Raw genomic sequence first — 17,598 nt, 5'->3', positions numbered from 1 at the left:
GCCGGCTCATGTAAAAGCCTTTCACATGAGCTGGCGCAAGGAAGAGCGCCGCGCCGAGCGCGGCTACCATCACGGCAATCTGAAGGAGGCGCTGCTGCAGGCGGCGCTCAACCTGATTGCACAAAAGGGCGCCGCCGGCTTCACCTTTGCCGACGCGGCACGGATGGCCGGCGTCAGCCCGGCGGCGCCCTACCGGCATTTTCGCGATCGCGATGAGCTGCTTTCCAGCATCGCCCAGCGCGGCTTCGAGCAGTTCGAGGCGCTGCTGACGCAGGCCTGGGACGATGGCCGTCCGGACACCGTTACCGCCTTCGAGCGGGTTGGAAAAGCCTATCTGGCGTTCGCCCGCGAGGAGCCGGCGTTTTATTCGGCGATGTTCGAATCCGGGCTTCCGGTCGACCTCAATCCGACGCTGATGGCGGCCAGCGAGCGCGCCTTTGCCATTATCCGGGCCGCCGCCGAGCGCCTGGCCGCGCTGGCGCCGCCTGGCGTGCCGCGCCCGCCGGCGATGATGATGGCGCTGCACATCTGGTCGATGTCGCATGGCGTGGCGTCGCTGTTCGGACGCGGCGACGCCGCCCGCCGCAAGCTGCCGATGTCGCCGGAAGAACTGCTGGAAGCCGAAGTGCTGATTTATCTGCGCGGTCTCGGTTTCCTGACCGACCGCCGGCCGTCAGGTCAGCCGGAACCGGCCGAAGACAGGCCATCGGGCCAGCCATCAGGACCTTGGGGCAAGCCAAAATAATTTCGCGGCGGCCGCCATCGCCCGGCTTGACAAAAACCCGGGATGGGTTAGGTATGTAAATGTTATTTACATTCACAACGGCGTGATGCCGTCACGGAGAGGGAAATGGCCTACACCGCAGATGTCAATCGATGGCGCGGCCCCGACAACGAGACCTACCGCCCGCATATGCTTGAATCGCCCTGGCACCCTGGCTGGATCGCCGTGACCGTGCTCGGCTTCATCATCTGGTGGCCGATCGGGCTTGCCCTTCTCTTTTTCACCCTAGGGAGCAGAAAAATGGGTTGCTGGAGTCATCAGGATCGCTGGTCGAACAAGATGGAGCGGATGCAGGACAAGATGGAGCGGATGCGTGGCCGCATGGAGCGCCGCGGCTTTCCGTTCGGCGGTTTCGGCCCGCCCTCGAGCGGCAACCGCGCCTTCGACGAGTACCGCACGGAAACCTTGCAGCGCCTCGAGGAGGAGCAGGTCGAATTCAAGAATTTCCTCGACCGCCTGCGTCACGCCAAGGACAAGGAAGAGTTCGACGCGTTCATGGCGCAGCACAAGCAGCGTCCGACCCCGCCGAACGATCAGCCGCAGAACTGAGGCTGAATGGAAGAGCCAGCCCTCAGGCGATGTGCCCCCATAGCGCCTGACAACCGACGAGCCGCCCGTTTGCGATCCGCAGACGGGCGGTTTGGTTTTGTGGACCGGGCGTTCGTAGCCGAGCTTGCCGTTCGCTCCTGATCGAATCGGATCGGGCTCGCGTGATCGTCTATCGCGATCGATCGGCGCGATTGATATCCGCTACGCGCCGATCAACGAACATCGTCAGACCGGCCCGGTTGGTGCCGAGCGGAAATTGCCGGCTCTATCCGATTACGTCGCATATGTGGGCGAGAATCGCCGGCGGCGCCGGTCTTCTGGCGCGCAATGCACGCCACGGCGGCATCGCCTCGCCCGATCTTGTGCCGGGCAAACGTCGCTTCGCCGAGAGAATCAAGAAGCCGCGATTGGACCCTCATCCCCGGAGACGCATCGCATCTGCGAGGCGCCTCGGTGAGGGTCTAGCGGCGCGCCGCGCTGAGTTCGGGTTGGACCGGGTCAACAAAACCGATCTCGTCTGCCTCCCGCAGCATGCTTTCGACCCTGCTGTGACCATTGTGCGCTGCGAGAGTCTTGGCCGTGTTACCAAATGCATTGCGAGCGTTCGCGTCGGCTCCGCAGGCAAGCAGCTCTTTCACAACATCAACGTGACCACGATGCGCGGCCCGCATCAGAGGCGTACAGCGGGCGATGTCGCCAGCGTCGCCGTCAGCGTGATGGGCAAGCAGAATTTTGACCGTTGCCGCTCTGTCATTCTCTGCCGCTCGCATCAGCGCGGTCTCGCCGTTGAGGTTCTCGGCGTCGACATCAGCTCCGTTCCTGAGAAGCACCTTCACCATCTCGATGTGGCCTCGTTCGGCGGCAAGTATAAGTGCCGTGTCGCCGTCGCAGTCGCGCGCATTCACATCGGCTCCCTCGACAAGCTGGGCTATTGCCGTCCTGACGTCCCCTTTATACGCCGCCGTGATCAGCGCTTTCGCATCATAGTGAGCCTGCTTCGAATCAATTCCGCTCATGACACCCCCCTTTCTGTCGAACCCCCGTTCGAACGCGCCGGGAATATACGAGCCCCCGGCTGAAAGTGAAGGAACAACATCGCCAAGGGCAGTACGACGGATCAGTTTTGCAGCGCACATCAACATTATTGCAACAACGCCTCGCCCAAGCTGGCTTGAGTCGTGTTGCGATCAACCGGTCACGCCCAAGGTTGCGTCGCGCCATTGCACTGAACACCGTATGGTGAGCCCCGACTTCAGAATTGGGTCAATCGCAACCGGGTCGTGCCAACGGCAAGGTCGGCCATGTCCGTTATTTCCCGAAAGCGCACGTAATTTTACGGTATTCGCAGCGCCGCGACCGGCCGTCGCGGGTCGATGACCACCGGCTGTTCGCGAAGCGCAGACGGGCGGCTTGCCTATGCGCCGGCGAGACGCCTTGCGGCTTTGGTCGGAAGCGCGGCGATCTCACGCCCGACTGTTTCAGATTACGGTGACAGTGCATTCAATTATAATACAATTTAGTGCACTGTCACCGTAATACCCGTAATACCGGCGACGGTGACAAGACGAATTCGTCGCCGGGGAGAGCAAGGCATAAGCCGTAAAACCATTGCGCAGGGAAGGCCGGAGGCCCCGGCTGATACCTGTATGCTCGTGTGCGCATTCTATGCACAATCTTGCACACGAGACCGCGGGTGCCAGCCAGCACCCGGCCTTCCCTGCGCCCTCCTGTTTCGAGGGACAGATTTCCGGCACAGCTCGGGCGCATCGCGCCGTGAGAACGCGGCCCCATGCCTGGCTGAACCGGGGGGACGGGGGAGGTCGCCTGGAACCAGGCCCGGAGGGCCGTAAATGGCCGTTTCGCGCCGATTCCGGCCCCGAAATTCCCCTTTGGTAACCCGGCATTAACCACGATTGGCGTCTGGTGAAGGACGTAATGACGCGCGGACAGCCCTTGTTTTGACATGTTGGCAGCGGATGCAGGGCCCGGCTTTCGGCGGGCCCCCCATGCGACACAGATGAGGCTCTCGCGCTGGCGCTTATTCGCCGCGCCCGGTGCGCGGCTGTGGAACCGGCAGCCATCTGCTCCCGGAGAATATGGGACATTTGCGTTGAGAGGATACGGCCTATGAATCCCGCCGACGTGGCGCAGTCAGCGTTGCCGATGGCATCGAGCGATGTCTCGCTGATCGCGCTGTTCCTGCAGGCCCATTGGGTCGTGAAAGCGGTCATGCTGGGGCTGTTGTCCTGCTCGGTCTGGGTCTGGGCGATCGCGATCGACAAGATTTTCCTGTATGCGCGCACCCGGCGCGCCATGGATCGGTTTGAACAGGCGTTCTGGTCGGGGCAATCGATCGAGGAACTCTATCGCACGCTCTCGGCCAAGCCGACGCAATCGATGGCGGCGTGTTTCGTCGCTGCGATGCGCGAGTGGAAGCGGTCGTTCGAGAGCCAGTCGCGGTCCTTTGCCGGGCTGCAAATGCGGATCGAAAAAGTCATGAACGTCTCGATCGCCCGCGAAATCGAGCGGCTGGAACGGCGGCTCCTGGTATTGGCGACGGTCGGCTCGGCCGGCCCCTTCGTCGGCCTGTTCGGCACGGTCTGGGGCATCATGTCGAGCTTCCAGTCGATCGCGGCCTCGAAGAATACCTCGCTGGCGGTGGTGGCGCCCGGCATCGCGGAGGCGCTGTTTGCCACCGCGATCGGCCTTATCGCCGCCATTCCGGCGACTATCTTCTACAATAAGTTCATTTCCGAGGTTAACCGGCAGGCCCAGCGCCTCGAAGGGTTCGCCGATGAATTTTCAGCAATCCTGTCGCGCCAGATCGACGAGCGGGCGTGATGCGCGGTATATTGTGGCCATATTGGTGAGCACCGTATCATGGCGATGAACATGGCAGGTTCGCCGGGCGGCGGACGCCGCGGCCGGCGCAAGGCGGTGATGGCGGAGATCAACGTCACGCCGATGGTCGATGTGATGCTGGTGCTTTTGATCATCTTCATGGTGTCGGCGCCGCTGCTCACCGTCGGCGTGCCGCTCGATCTGCCGCAGACCCAGGCCAAGAGCCTGGAGCAGGACAAGACGCCGTTGCAGCTCTCGGTCGATACCAGGGGCAAGGTGTTCATCAACGATACCGAAGTCGCGATGAACGAGCTGATCCCCAAACTGAAGGCGATTACCGATGCCCGCGGCGGCATGGACGAGCGTATCTACATGCGGGCGGACAAGAAGGCCGATTACGGAACCGTGGCGAGGGTGATGGGACAATTGTCGGGCGCGGGCTTCAAGCGGCTGGCGCTGGTCACCGAAGTGGAGCAGGGGTCCTAGCAGGGTGAAGGTCAAGGTCGACAAGACACTCGTTGCGTCGGTTGCCCTGCACGTCCTCGTGATCGGGTGGGGGCTGGTGTCGTTCTCGACCAGGGCGTTCGAGTCGATGCCGGAAGAATCGCTGCCGATCGATATCATCTCCGCCGACCAGCTCGCCAAGGTCACTGCCGGCATCAAGACCGGCAAGAAGGAAAATCCGAAGCCGCTGGTGGAGAAGGTCGCCGAAGCCAGGCCGGTCGACGACGTTGTCGGCAAGATCACCGAGAAGGCGCCGGTCGTGACCGACGTGGCGCCGCCGCCGCAGCCGAAGGTGGAGGAAAAGCCGGTCGAGAAAAAGCCCGATCCGCCGAAGCCGGTCGCCGAGAGCAAGCCCAAGGAAGAGCCGAAGCCGATCGAGAAGAAGCCGGATCCGCCCAAGATCGATCCGATCGCGGAAGCCTTGAAAAAGGAAGAGAAGAAGCCGCCGCCGAAGCCGGCAGCCCAGGCCGCCAAGCCGCCGGAGCCGGCGAAGCCGAAGACCGAACGCACCTTCGATCAATCGAAGATCGCAGCCCTCCTCGACAAGCGCGATCCGACGCGCCAGGCGGTGACCGGCGACACCCTGAATTCCAATGCGGCGCTGGGGACCGCCAAGGGCACCGCCGCGGACAATTCCGCGACCTGGGGCGCGATGTTCCGCTCGCAGGTCGAGCGCTGCTGGAAGAAGCCCTATGGCGGCATCGAGGCGCAAAAGTCGGAAGCCGCTTTTGCGATCCGTCTGAAGCGCGACGGCACGCTGGAAGGCATGCCGGTTCCGGAAGGCACCCCGGCGACGCCGTATCTTCGCGTCTATCAGGAGAGCGCGTTGCGCGCGATCATCGAATGTCAGCCGTATAATCTGCCCGCAGCCTATTTCGAAGAATGGAAATATTTTGCGCCGGTCTTCACCGAACGGAAAACCTGAGGGCGACGCCAGCGCCTCGCCGATTGTAAAGCAAAGTCCGCAAACCATGACCGACCAAGACAAATTGCGCGAGACGAATTTTCGCCTGAGCCGGCGGCAGATCATTTCCGGCATGGCCGCGCTCGGCGCGGTCGCCACCGGGCGCGACGCCCTGGCGCAGGCGCCGAAGCGCGTGACCATTCCCGAGGGCGACTTCACGCCGCTGCCGATCGCGATTTCGAATTTCGTCGCCGGCACGCCGTCGGACGGCGAGGTCGGCGTCGGCGTGTCCCAGGTCATCACCAACAATCTGAAGCGCAGCGGACTATTCGCGCCGATCGATCCGGCCGCCTTCATCGAGCGAATTTCCAACATCGATGTTGCGCCGCAGTTCCAGAACTGGAAAACCATCAGCGCGCAGGCGCTGGTGACCGGCCGCATGACCCGGCAGGGCGACGGACGCCTCAAGGCGGAATTCCGTCTCTGGGACGTCAATACCGGCCAGCAGCTCGCTGGCCAGCAATATTTCACCTCGCCTGAATACTGGCGGCGGATCGCCCATATCATTTCCGATCAGATCTACGAGCGCCTGACCGGGGAGAAGGGCTATTTCGACACCCGTGTCGTGTTTGTCGATGAATCCGGATCGAAAGAACGCCGCGTCAAGCGGCTGGCGCTGATGGATCAGGACGGCGCCAATGTGCGCTATTTGACCAAGGGCGCGGACATCGTGCTGACGCCGCGGTTCTCGCCGTCGACCCAGGAAATCACCTATATGGAGTTCGGCCAGGGTGACCCGCGCGTCTACCTCTACAATATCGAGACCGGGCAGCGCGAGATCGTCGGCAATTTCCCGGGCATGTCGTTCTCGCCGCGCTTCTCGCCGGACGGCCAGCGCATCATCATGAGCCTGCAGCAGGGCGGCAACTCCAACCTTTTCGTGATGGACCTGCGCTCGAAATCGACCACGCGTCTCACCGATACGCCGGCGATCGATACCTCGCCGTCCTACGCGCCCGACGGCAGCCGGATCTGTTTCGAGTCCGATCGCGGCGGCAAGCCGCAGATCTATGTGATGCCGGCGAGCGGCGGCGCGGCGCAGCGCATCTCCTTTGGTGACGGCAGCTACTCGACGCCGGTGTGGTCGCCGCGCGGCGATTACATCGCCTTCACCAAGCAGGGCGGCGGTCAATTCGCCATCGGCATCATGAAGACCGACGGCTCGGGCGAACGGATTCTCACCGCCGGGTTCCACAACGAGGGACCGACCTTCGCGCCGAACGGCCGGGTGCTGATGTTCTTCCGCGATCCCGGCGGCAGCGGGGGACCTTCGTTGTTTACCGTCGATATCTCCGGACGCAACGAGTTGCGGGTTCCGACCCCCGGATTTGCCTCCGACCCGGCCTGGTCACCGCTGTTGTCGTGACATCGGCGCCGCGGTGCCGGACCGGTCGGCAAGCCATGCCCAGCGTGTTGATTATCAGGACGGATTTTCCCAACCGCTGGCGAAAAAACAACGCCTCGGTAACGATGTTCCCTCAGAAAGACTTCACCTGCGAGGGGTAGAACTACGCACCTGAAGAGGACGCGTACGCCCAACATGCAGCTTGCCCATCAGAGCGGAGAGCCCGATCAAAAAGCGTCGCCGTCGATCTACGCGGCGCTGATCGATTCGCTGTTCACCGACCCGGGGCCGATGTTCGTGGGCGCGCTCTGCGCCGCGGTCGCCGCGGTCATGACGGCGCTGAAGACCGGCGATGCCTGGCTGTGGCCTTGCGTCGCGCTGCTCGTCGCCACCGGCGCCTTGCGCGCGCTCGACACGCGTCGGTATCAGCGGCTGAGTGCGAGCCTGACGCCGGACGGCGTGGCGCGCTGGGAAGTTCGCTACCAGATCGGCGCGATGGCCTATGCGGGCGCGCTCGGGCTCTGGTGCCTCGTCGTCTTGACGGGCAGCGACGATGCCGTCGCGCATATGATCGCCACCTCGGTCACGCTTTGCTACGTGGCGGCCGGTGGCGGCCGCACCTACGGCCGCCCGTGGATCTTCCATGTGCAGATGCTGCTGGCTTGCGGCCCGCTGACGGCGGCGCTCGCTGTCCACGGCAGCCCCTATTACATCGGGATGGCATTTCTGAATGTGCTGTTCTTCCTCGCACTCAGGCACATTTCGACCAGCCTTCAGAAGATTTTCGTGCGGGCGCTGATTGCCCGCGAACGAGAGGCGGCGCTGGCTAGTCAGTTCGACACCGCGCTGAACAACATGCCGCACGGATTGTGCATGTTCCGCGCCGACAGCCGCCTCGCGGTGATGAATCATCGCTTCAGCCAGATGATGAACCTGTCCGACGATTTCGTGCAGCGTGGCGCGGACGTATCGGACATCTGTTCCGCCTGCGTCGTCGCCGGCTCGATCTCGGCCACGAGCGCCGGGCTGATCCTGCGCGAAATCGAGAATTCGCAGGCCGGCGACATCATCACCACCGACCCCGATTTCACCAAGAACCGGTCACTGTCCTGGACCTTCCAGCCGATGGCCGGCGGCGGCACGGTCGTGCTGGTGGAAGACATCACCGAACGCAAGGACGCGGAGGCCAGGATCAGCCATCTCGCGCGTTACGACGAATTGACCGAGCTTCCCAACCGGGTCAATTTCCGCGACGAGATCGGGCGCCTCTTGGCCATTCAACAGGGGGCCGATCAGCTGTCGGCGCTGCTGTTCGTCGACCTCGACCAGTTCAAGCAGGTCAACGATACGCTGGGTCATCCCTGTGGCGACCAGTTGCTGTGCGCGGTCGCCAACCGCTTGCGCGAGATGCTGCGCCCGGAGGATTTCGTGGCCCGGTTCGGCGGTGACGAATTCGTGGTGTTCCAGCAGAACATCCATTCCGAGGATGACGCCGCCGGCCTCGCCCGGCGCGTCGTCGATCGCCTGAGCGAGCGCTACCAGATCGACAACCATCTGGTCGAGATCGGCGCCAGCATCGGCATCGCCATGACCTCTCCCGGCTTCAGCGCGGATACGCTGATGAAGAACGCGGACATGGCGCTGTATCGCGCCAAGGCCGGCGGCCGCGGAACCTTCTGCTTCTTCCGCGACGAGATGGCGCAAACCGTCGAGGCGCGTCGCATCCTGGAGCTGGACCTGCGCAAGGCGCTGGCGAACGAGGAATTCGAGCTGTTCTACCAGCCGCTGGTCAATCTCAAGTCCGGAAAGATCGCGACCTGCGAAGCGCTGCTGCGCTGGAACCATCCGGTGCGGGGCCCGGTTTCGCCGATCGACATCATTCCGGTCGCCGAGGACATGGGCCTGATCGTCGATCTCGGCCGCTGGATCCTGCGCAAGGCCTGCATGGAATGCATGAAGTGGCCCGATGCCGTCAGCGTCGCGGTCAACTTCTCGCCGCAGCAGTTCCATCAGCGCGACGTCCTGAGCGAGGTCCGCTATGCGCTCGAGGTTTCCGGCCTGCCGGCGCGCCGGCTCGAAATCGAAATCACGGAATCCTCGCTGTTGCGCAATACGCAATTGACCCATGACGTGTTGTCGCAACTGCATTCGCTCGGTGTGCGGATCTCGCTGGACGATTTCGGCACCGGCTATTCGAGCCTGAGCTATCTGCACAACTTCCCCTTGCAGAAGGTGAAGATCGATCGCTCCTTCCTGGAAGGCATCGATAATGACCGCCCGCTGACGCTGCTGCGCGGCGTGGCGCGGCTCTCGGCCGACCTCGGCATGTCGGTCGTGGTCGAGGGCGTCGAGACCAACGAGCAGCTGGAACTGATCAGCGCCGACGGCGCGGTGACCGAGGCGCAGGGCTATCTGTTCAGCCGTCCGGTGCCGGCCGTGCGGGTTCGCCAGCTGCTGAACGCCTCGCACGGGCGCCGCATGGACGAGGAGCCGCTGCGGGTTCCGGCGCGATCCATCGCGTGACGCGCTTTCAGGAAAACGACACCGGCCGATCGTCCCGGCAGCGGGCCGGAAAGGCGCATTGACGGCCTTGCCGGTGAACATGTGAATGAGTATCTACTTTCGGGTATAGTCCTGCCGTGTCAAGATACCACATGTCTTTGCGCCGACTCACTACCCGTCTGCTTGGGATCCTCGTCATCGCGGCGCTCGCCGTCGCGCCGTTGGCGGCGCCGGCGGCCGCGCAGGTGTCGTCTATGGCTGACATGGCGCACATGGCGTTGATGTCCGAGGAAATGCCCTGCTGTCCCGACGGACAGAAGAGCGGCAATTGCCCGGATTGTCCGATGGCGGCCTTGTGTGTCGTCAAGATCGCGCCGGCCGTTCCCTGCTTTGCGGAAGCCATCCCGATGCGGCTGTTGGTCAAGACCGCTCATTCGTTTCGCGACGATGAGCCTCGCCATGGGCTCGATCGTCCACCCCCCGACCATCCCCCTCGCAACTTGAACTGACCGGCGTTTCGACGCCGTCCGCGGCCGCGCGGCTGGAGCGCGGCTGGTGCGTGCCGTGCCAGCGGCAGATCAAGAACCGAGGATTGACGCCATGAAGACGATTTGTTCGCGCGCCGTTCGGGCCGCGCTCGCCGCCGCCGCCTTCTCCGCTGCGACAATTGGCGGATCGATAGTCCTGAGGCCGGGCCTTTCGCCATTCGGACAGCTCGAAGCCATGTCCGCGCTCGCGCAAGATGTCGACGCGCCGAAGGCGCGCAAACTCAAATACTACCGCAACCCCATGGGGCTTCCCGATACCTCTCCGGTGCCGAAGAAGGATTCGATGGGGATGGATTACATCGCCGTCTATGATGACGAGGAAGCGGAGGACGGCTCGGTCAAGATCAGCCCTGGCAAGCTGCAAAAAACCGGTGTGCGTTCCGAACCGGTCGAGCGGCGCGTGCTCAATGTTCCGGTGCGCGCGCCCGGAACCATCGAACTCGATGAACGCCGGGTATCGATCGTTTCGTTTCGCTTCGAAGGTTTTATCGAATCCGTCGAGGACGTCACGACCGGCCAGCACGTCCGCAAGGGCCAGCCCTTGTTGCGGGTCTACAGCCCGGCCTTGTCGAGCGCCGCGGCGGAATATGTTTCCGTACTGGGATCAAAAGCCGGCAGCGGGATCACGAGCCAGGCGATACGGGGTGCGAAACAACGATTGGAAAATCTTGGAATGTCGGAACAGGCCATCGCCGACATCGAACGCACCCGCGAGCCCGTGCTGTCCGTGCCGTGGCTCTCCCCGCAGGACGGAGAGATTTTGGAGCGCGCAGCCGTCAACGGCATGAGGGCCGCGCCCGGCGCGCTGTTGTTTCGCATCGCCGACCATCAGATCGTCTGGGCGGTCGCCGATGTTGCCGAGCGTGATCTGGGCCTGATAGCGCTCGGACAGAAAGTATCCGTACGGCCTCGCGCCTATCCGGATCGCAGTTTCAGCGGCGAGGTCGCGTTGATCTACCCGCACATCAATGCGCCGACGCGCACCGCGCGCATCCGCATCGAGTTGCCTAATCCCGATGGCCTGTTGCGGCCGGACATGTATGCCGACATCGAGATCGCGACCGGGTTGGAGCGGCCGGTGCTGACCGTTTCCGCCAGCGCGATCATCGACAGCGGACAACGACAGCTCGTACTGCTGGACAAGGGCGACGGGCGCTTTGAACCGCGCGCGGTGAAGCCCGGGCGTCGCGGGGATGGTCGCGTTGAAATTATGGAGGGACTTGCGGAGGACGATAAAGTCGTTGTTTCCGCGAATTTCCTGATCGACGCCGAAAGCAATCTCAAGGCGGCGCTTCAAGGCCTTGCGGGCGGAGACAAGCCCCAATGATCGCGCGCCTCATTGGCTGGTCGGCCCGAAATTTGATGCTGATTCTCATCGGCACGGCGTTTGCGGTCGCCGCCGGGCTCTATGCGCTCAAGCACCTTCCGCTGGATGCCATCCCCGATCTCTCGGATACCCAGGTGATCGTCTACACCGAATACAAGGGTCAGGCTCCGCAGGTCATCGAGGATCAGGTCACCTATCCGCTGACGACGGCGATGCTGACGGTCCCCAAATCGAGAGTGGTGCGCGGCTTCTCCTTCTTTGGCGTGTCGTTCGTCTACATTATTTTCGAGGACGGAACCGATATCTATTGGGCGCGGTCGCGCGTGCTCGAATATCTCAACGCGGCGGCACGGAAGCTGCCAAACGGCGTAACGCCAACGTTGGGGCCGGATGCAACCGGCGTTGGATGGGTCTATCAGTATGCGCTTCAGTCCAGCAACATGTCGCTGGCTGAGCTGCGCTCGCTGCAGGACTGGAACATCCGGTATGGCATCGCCAAGGCGGAGGGCGTCGCCGAGGTCGCGAGCGTTGGTGGCTTCGTCAAACAATATAACGTCGTGGTCGATCCCGGCCGGCTCCGCTCGCTGAACATCCCGCTGTCCAAGCTGCGCGATGTCATCAGGGGCAGCAACATGGATGTCGGCGGCCGCACCGTCGAACTCTCGGAGTTCGAGTTCATCGTCCGCGGGCGCGGCTACATCAAGGGCATAAATGATCTCTCGAACGTCGTTCTCAGGGTTGAAAACGGGACGCCCGTGCTGCTGAAGGACGTAGCGCGGATCGAACTCGGACCGGACGAACGGCGAGGCATCACCGAACTCAATGGCGAGGGCGAGGTCGCCAGCGGCATAGCGCTGCAGCGCTTTGGTCAGAACGCGCTTGACGTGATCGACAACGTGAAATCGCGGCTGTCGGAGATGGCGTCAGGTCTTCCCAGCGGTGTCGAGGTTGTCCCGGTCTACGACCGCTCAAATCTCATCCATGATGCGATCGAGACCCTGAAAAGGACCCTGCTGGAAGAGAGCATTATCGTCGCTCTCGTTTGCGTCGTCTTTCTGCTGCACGTGCGCAGCGCGTTCGTCGCAATCCTGATGCTCCCCGTTGGCATTCTGATGGCGTTCGCTGCCATGAGGGCGCTCGGCCTCGGCTCCAACATCATGAGCCTTGGCGGCATCGCGATCGCCGTCGGCGCGATGATCGACGCCGCCATCGTCATGATCGAGAATGCACACAAGCATCTGGAGCGCGCGCCGCCCGGCAAACCGCGCATCGACGTGCTGATCGAGGCGGCGAGCGAGGTCGGGCCGGCCTTGTTCTTCAGCCTTCTGATCATCACGGTCTCGTTCCTGCCGATCTTCACCATGGAAGCCCAGGAAGGGCGGCTGTTCAGCCCGCTCGCATTCACCAAGACCTTCGCGATGGCGGCGGCGGCCATCCTGTCGGTGACGCTGGTTCCGGCCCTGATGGTTCTGTTCGTTCGCGGCCGGATCGTTCCCGAGCACAGAAACCCCATCAACCGCTTTCTGATCTGGGCCTACCGACCCCTGATCCGGATCGTTCTCAAGGCCAAGACACTGACGGTCCTGCTGGCACTTGCCGTGCTCGCCGTCAGTATCTGGCCGGCGCGGCAGCTTGGCACGGAATTCATGCCGAGCCTCAACGAAGGCACGCTGATGTACATGCCGACGACCTTGCCCGGCATTTCCGTGACCAAGACGGCCGAACTTCTGCAGACCCAGAACAAGATCATCAAGACCTTCCCGGAGGTCGCATCGGTCTATGGCAAGGCCGGACGGGCCGAGACCGCGACCGATCCGGCCCCGACCGAGATGTTCGAGACCATCGTCAATCTAAAACCCAGGGCGCAATGGCGCGCGGGTCTGACGGTCGATGGCCTGATCGCCGAACTGGACAAAGCCTTGCAGTTTCCCGGCGTCTCCAATGCCTGGACCATGCCGATCAAGGCGCGGACCGACATGCTGGCGACGGGCATACGCACGCCCGTCGGCATCAAGGTGCTGGGGACCGATCTCAGCGAACTCGACCGGCTGGCCCGCCAGATCGAGGCGGTGGTCAGGGCCGTGCCGGGCACTTCCTCCGCTTATGCCGAGCGGGTCATTGGCGGCTACTATCTGGATATCGTCCCGGACCGCGATGCGCTGGCCCGCTATGGCCTGATGGTGAGCGACGTGCAGGATACGGTCTCCTCCGCGCTCGGCGGCGAGACGATTACCACGACGGTCGAGGGGCGCGAACGCTACGGCGTCAATCTGCGCTATCCGCGCGATCTGCGCAGCGATCCGCAATCGATCGCGCGTGAGGTTCTGGTCGCAATGCCCGCGGGTGGCACGGTGCCGTTGGGCGAGGTCGCCTCGATCAAGCTGACACGTGGTCCGACCACGATCCGCACCGAAAACGGAAAGCTCGCGGTCTATATCTTTGTCGATATCAGGGATCGCGACCTTGGCGGATATGTCGCCGATGCCAGGGCGGCGGTGGCCGCCAACGTGCAGTTCTCGCCCGGCTCTTATGTGGTGTGGAGCGGGCAGTTCGAATATCTCGAGCGGGCGGAGGCAAAGCTGAAAATCGTCATTCCCGTCACGTTGCTGATTATCTTTCTGCTGCTCTATCTCAATTTCCGGCGCCTGACCGAAACGCTGATCGTCATGCTCTCATTGCCGTTCTCGTTGGTCGGAGGTCTGTGGCTGATGTGGTGGCTCGGATTCAATTTCTCCGTCGCCGTCGCCGTCGGCTTTATCGCGCTGGCCGGGGTCGCCGCGGAAACCGGCGTCATCATGCTGATCTATCTCGATCATGCGATGAACGAGCTGCAGGCGAGGCGGCTGGCCGACGGCACCCGGTTTACCCGCGCGGACTTGCACGAGGCAATCATGCTCGGGGCGGTCGAGCGCGTACGCCCCAAAATGATGACCGTAGTGGCCATCATGGCCGGGCTGCTTCCGATCATGTGGAGCGCCGGTACCGGATCGGAACTGATGCAGCGGATTGCGGTCCCGATGATCGGGGGAATGGTGTCCTCGACGGTACTGACGCTGATCGTCATTCCCGCGGTATACGCCTTGATCAAGGGCTGGAATCTGCCACCCCCAGGGCGAACCGCCGTTCCTCCGCCACCTCAGGTTAACCCTATCGCCGCGATCCCTTTGCACACGTTTTAAGAAGCTGTTAATCTTTTTGCCAGCTCGCATAAGTTGTTGTGGCGTAAGGAGTAATGAATGAGGTCTGCCGCTGAAGCAGCCGGCTTGATACACCAACGAAGCGCGGATACTCTCGAATATGTCGATTACCGCCTGGTCGAAACGCCCGACGAAAAGGAAGAGATTTACCGTCTGCGTTACCGGGCCTATCTGCGCGAGGGCGCGATCCTGCCCTCGGAATCCCAGCGCGTCACCGACCGCTACGACGATGAACCGAATAACTTTACCTTCGGCGTCTATTATCGCGGCGAACTCCACAGCTCGATCCGCGTCAGCGTCCTGACCGATCGGTGGCGCGGCTCGCCGTCGTCGGAAATGTTCAGCGAAATTCTGCACCCCGAGCTGGAACGGGGCAAAACCATCATCGACCCCACGCGCTTCGTGGCCGATCCCGACAAGGCCAGGATTTTTCCCGAGCTGCCCTATGTCACGGTCCGGCTCGGCTATGTCGCCTGCGGCCATTTCAACGCCGATATCGGTCTTGCCAATGTGCGCCCGGAACACCGGGCGTTCTACCGCAAGGTGTTCCTGCAGGAGCCGCTTGGCGAGCCGAAATTGTTCCCCGGCCTGATCAAGCCGGTCGGGTTGATGGCTGCCCGATATCCGGAGATTCGCGACCGGGTGTTCCAGCGTTTCCCGTTCATGCGCTCGAGCGCGTTCGAGCGGCGGATGTTGTTCCAGCGCGCCGGCGAGTGGCGTCCGTCGTCGGCTGCGATCATCTCCCCGTTCGAGCGCGCCTCGATCGTTCCGCAGTCCTGAAGCCGGCCGGATTTGGCGCCGCGGCCGCCCCGCCTGGCTTGCTGCCCGCAGGGGCTTGTCTGCCGGTCTCCGGGTCCAGGCCGGGCGCAAAGCCCCGTAAACTGGTGATTGTGGCCCGGCCACGCTTGCCTTCACCGTCGCGCCACATTTACAACCCATTAACTATCGCGGTCGCTTTTGCCCGTTGGCCGGCATTTGATCGGGTCTGGCAACAGCCCATCAAGGTTGACGGAACGTTCGCTTAACCATCGCCCTGTAGACCGGATAGCAGTCGAAAAACGCGAGCGTGGAGGCTCCGGAATGAACAGTCAGATGCGTATCCTCCAGGGATTAAAGCTGGCCGCGGTGCTCGCGGTGGCGCTGTCGATGGGCGCCTGCGCCAACAAGAACGTCGGCGCCGATGGCGCGATGGCCAGCGCCGCGACCCCCGGCAGCCAGCAGGATTTCGTGGTCAATGTCGGCGACCGCGTGTTCTTCGAGAGCGACCAGACGGATCTGACCCCGCAGGCGATCGCGACCCTGGAGAAGCAGGCGCAGTGGTTGCAGACCTACAACCGCTATTCCTTCACCATCGAGGGCCACGCCGACGAGCGCGGCACCCGCGAATACAACATCGCGCTCGGCGCCCGCCGCGCCCAATCGGTGCGGACCTATCTCAGCTCCCGCGGCATCGATCCGGGCCGGATGCGCACGATCTCCTACGGCAAGGAACGCCCGGTCGCGGTCTGCAACGACATCTCCTGCTGGTCGCAGAACCGCCGCGCCGTCACGGTGCTCAACGCCAGCTCCTGAGGCGTTCGCTCGTTCCAGAGTTCAATGCCGGCGCCTTCGGGCGCCGGTTTTATTTTGGCCGCGCGATGAAGTCGCGGATCACGGCTATGGTGCGTTCCGGCGCGTCCGTGACGACTGCGTGCCTGCAATTTGCGAATCGTTCGAACCGCACGAGATGCGCCGGCAGCGCGGCCGCTATGTCGGCCTGACTCTCGATCGGATGAATCGGATCATCTTCGCCGCCGAGCACCAGCGTCGGACATCGGATGCGATGAAGATCGGGGAACATGTTGAAGCTGTGGCTCTCGCCGCCGGGCTTGGTGAACCAATGCAGCACCTCTGACCGATTGACGGCGCGGCGCGCCATGTCCGGATCGCGCGGAATACGGGTGTAGAGCGGGATCGCCAGCCGTCGCCAGGCGTCAAGTGAGGCCTGATCCGGATGGCCTTGGACTTCGAGGAAGCGGCGCCGGGCGAGGGCACCAACTTCCGGGCCGCCAAAGCGTTCGAACAACTCCACACGGCGATCCCGGTATGGGCCGCCCGCGGCCTCGGTGCTGATCAGCACGAGCTTGGAGGGGTGTGCCGGATGGCGCGTGGCGTAGGCCAGCGCCACCATGCCGCCGAACGATGCGCCCAGGACGATCGGATCGGCGATGCCGAGGACATCGCAGAACGTGCGCACGTCGTCGCCCCACTGCGCCAGATTCCAGCCTTGTCGCAGGCCGTCCTCGCTGCGGCCATTGCCACGATGGTCGAGATAGACGATCTGGGCGATATCGGCCAACGCGGAATAGGCGGGCCGGTAGATCGAATGGTCGGAGCCGGGGCCGCCATGAAGCATCAGCAGGGTCGGCTTTTCCCGCATCACCGCCCCGTCCGGGACGTACTTCGCGCCCTCGATATCGAAGAACAACTTCACGCCGTTCACGGTTACGTGCATGGCCTGGTTTCCCTTTGCGGTGTGACCGATTCGCGGGGCCTGGCCGCTTGCTTGTTTCGCGGCGGCGGCTAAACCATACCGCGCGATCCAGCGCCGGATTTGCCACGCCAGTCACAATTCTGGCGTACTCGCTATCTCAATGTGTTTCCGCTTTCGATGTCACGCCGATTTCGTCGTCAGGGCAAAATGTCATCCAGGTTTCTTACGACTACAGGCGCCGCGGCGATCGCCGCGATGCTGGCTTTTTCCGCACCGGCCTTTGTCGAGAAGGCGCTGGCGCAGTCCGACGATGCCGACGCGGAAATGCGGATTCAGCGGCTGGAAAATCAGCTGCGCCAGCTCACCGGCCAGAACGAGGAACTGCAATATCGCAACCGGCAACTCGAAGAGCGGCTGCGGCAGCTCGGCGGCGCGGCTCCGGCTGCGCCCGGCGGCCAGGCCCCCGTCGCGCCCCCGAGCGCTGCTGCGATGCCGCCTCCGGCGCAGCCCAATCCGGCCGATCGGCAACCGCAGGTCCAGCCGGGATACGGTCAGCCGCAGCAG

At 63.2% G+C, this 17,598-nt stretch carries 14 protein-coding genes and 1 pseudogene; 13 read left to right on the top strand and 2 right to left on the bottom strand.

From position 1 onward, the window contains the following. The first annotated feature begins 25 nt into the window (after positions 1 to 25). Positions 26 to 745 (top strand): TetR/AcrR family transcriptional regulator, encoded by a 720-nt coding sequence (locus tag WCE35_RS11680; protein WP_424593495.1) that lies wholly within the window; start codon positions 26 to 28, stop codon positions 743 to 745. 105 nt (positions 746 to 850) lie between these two features. Further along, positions 851 to 1,333 carry a DUF2852 domain-containing protein gene (locus WCE35_RS11675; RefSeq protein ID WP_424593493.1) on the top strand — a complete coding sequence of 161 codons (483 nt, stop codon included), beginning with the start codon at positions 851 to 853 and terminating at the stop codon, positions 1,331 to 1,333. Positions 1,334 to 1,794: 461 nt separating this feature from the next. Here WCE35_RS11675 and WCE35_RS11670 read toward each other — a convergent pair whose 3' ends face one another. Further along, positions 1,795 to 2,349 carry an ankyrin repeat domain-containing protein gene (locus tag WCE35_RS11670; protein WP_424593492.1) on the bottom strand — a complete coding sequence of 185 codons (555 nt, stop codon included), beginning with the start codon at positions 2,347 to 2,349 and terminating at the stop codon, positions 1,795 to 1,797. 1,111 nt (positions 2,350 to 3,460) lie between these two features. Between WCE35_RS11670 and tolQ the strand changes: the two genes are divergently transcribed. The 10 genes from tolQ (at position 3,461) to pal (ending at position 16,133) form a co-directional block, all read left to right on the top strand. Then, positions 3,461 to 4,174 carry a protein TolQ gene (tolQ, locus tag WCE35_RS11665; protein ID WP_424593491.1) on the top strand — a complete coding sequence of 238 codons (714 nt, stop codon included), beginning with the start codon at positions 3,461 to 3,463 and terminating at the stop codon, positions 4,172 to 4,174. A gap of 39 nt (positions 4,175 to 4,213) precedes the next feature. Further along, entirely contained in the window at positions 4,214 to 4,660 is a 447-nt protein-coding gene (gene tolR / locus WCE35_RS11660) for a protein TolR (protein ID WP_424593490.1), read from the top strand. Between the two features lie 4 nt (positions 4,661 to 4,664). Beyond that, positions 4,665 to 5,603, top strand: coding sequence for a protein TolA (locus tag WCE35_RS11655; protein WP_424593489.1), 939 nt, complete (start codon positions 4,665 to 4,667; stop codon positions 5,601 to 5,603). A 112-nt stretch (positions 5,604 to 5,715) separates the two neighbouring features. Next, positions 5,716 to 7,008: a Tol-Pal system beta propeller repeat protein TolB gene (tolB, locus tag WCE35_RS11650; RefSeq protein ID WP_424593494.1), complete on the top strand. Its 1,293-nt coding sequence runs from the start codon at positions 5,716 to 5,718 to the stop codon at positions 7,006 to 7,008. A gap of 174 nt (positions 7,009 to 7,182) precedes the next feature. After that, positions 7,183 to 9,510, top strand: coding sequence for a putative bifunctional diguanylate cyclase/phosphodiesterase (locus WCE35_RS11645; protein ID WP_424593488.1), 2,328 nt, complete (start codon positions 7,183 to 7,185; stop codon positions 9,508 to 9,510). Positions 9,511 to 9,641: 131 nt separating this feature from the next. Next, positions 9,642 to 9,998: a hypothetical protein gene (locus WCE35_RS11640; RefSeq protein ID WP_424593487.1), complete on the top strand. Its 357-nt coding sequence runs from the start codon at positions 9,642 to 9,644 to the stop codon at positions 9,996 to 9,998. A 91-nt stretch (positions 9,999 to 10,089) separates the two neighbouring features. Then, positions 10,090 to 11,364 (top strand): efflux RND transporter periplasmic adaptor subunit, encoded by a 1,275-nt coding sequence (locus tag WCE35_RS11635; RefSeq protein WP_424593486.1) that lies wholly within the window; start codon positions 10,090 to 10,092, stop codon positions 11,362 to 11,364. Then, positions 11,361 to 14,543 carry an efflux RND transporter permease subunit gene (locus WCE35_RS11630; RefSeq protein ID WP_424593485.1) on the top strand — a complete coding sequence of 1,061 codons (3,183 nt, stop codon included), beginning with the start codon at positions 11,361 to 11,363 and terminating at the stop codon, positions 14,541 to 14,543. Before WCE35_RS11635 ends, WCE35_RS11630 begins: the two co-directional genes overlap by 4 nt. Positions 14,544 to 14,600: 57 nt before the next feature. Then, on the top strand, positions 14,601 to 15,341 hold the full coding sequence (locus WCE35_RS11625; protein WP_424593484.1) for an N-acyl amino acid synthase FeeM domain-containing protein: 741 nt from the start codon (positions 14,601 to 14,603) through the stop codon (positions 15,339 to 15,341). Positions 15,342 to 15,641: 300 nt separating this feature from the next. Next, complete coding sequence (gene pal, locus WCE35_RS11620) at positions 15,642 to 16,133, top strand: peptidoglycan-associated lipoprotein Pal (RefSeq protein ID WP_424593483.1); 492 nt, start codon at positions 15,642 to 15,644, stop codon at positions 16,131 to 16,133. Between the two features lie 49 nt (positions 16,134 to 16,182). Here pal and WCE35_RS11615 read toward each other — a convergent pair whose 3' ends face one another. Then, positions 16,183 to 17,055 carry an alpha/beta fold hydrolase gene (locus tag WCE35_RS11615; RefSeq protein WP_424593482.1) on the bottom strand — a complete coding sequence of 291 codons (873 nt, stop codon included), beginning with the start codon at positions 17,053 to 17,055 and terminating at the stop codon, positions 16,183 to 16,185. 186 nt (positions 17,056 to 17,241) lie between these two features. Between WCE35_RS11615 and WCE35_RS11610 the strand changes: the two are divergent. Next, positions 17,242 to 17,598, top strand: a pseudogene (locus tag WCE35_RS11610) (tol-pal system protein YbgF); the annotation flags it as partial.

This window comes from Bradyrhizobium sp. (assembly GCF_049691595.1).
Taxonomy (GTDB): domain Bacteria; phylum Pseudomonadota; class Alphaproteobacteria; order Rhizobiales; family Xanthobacteraceae; genus Bradyrhizobium.
This window is presented reverse-complemented; position numbering and strand designations above follow the sequence as displayed.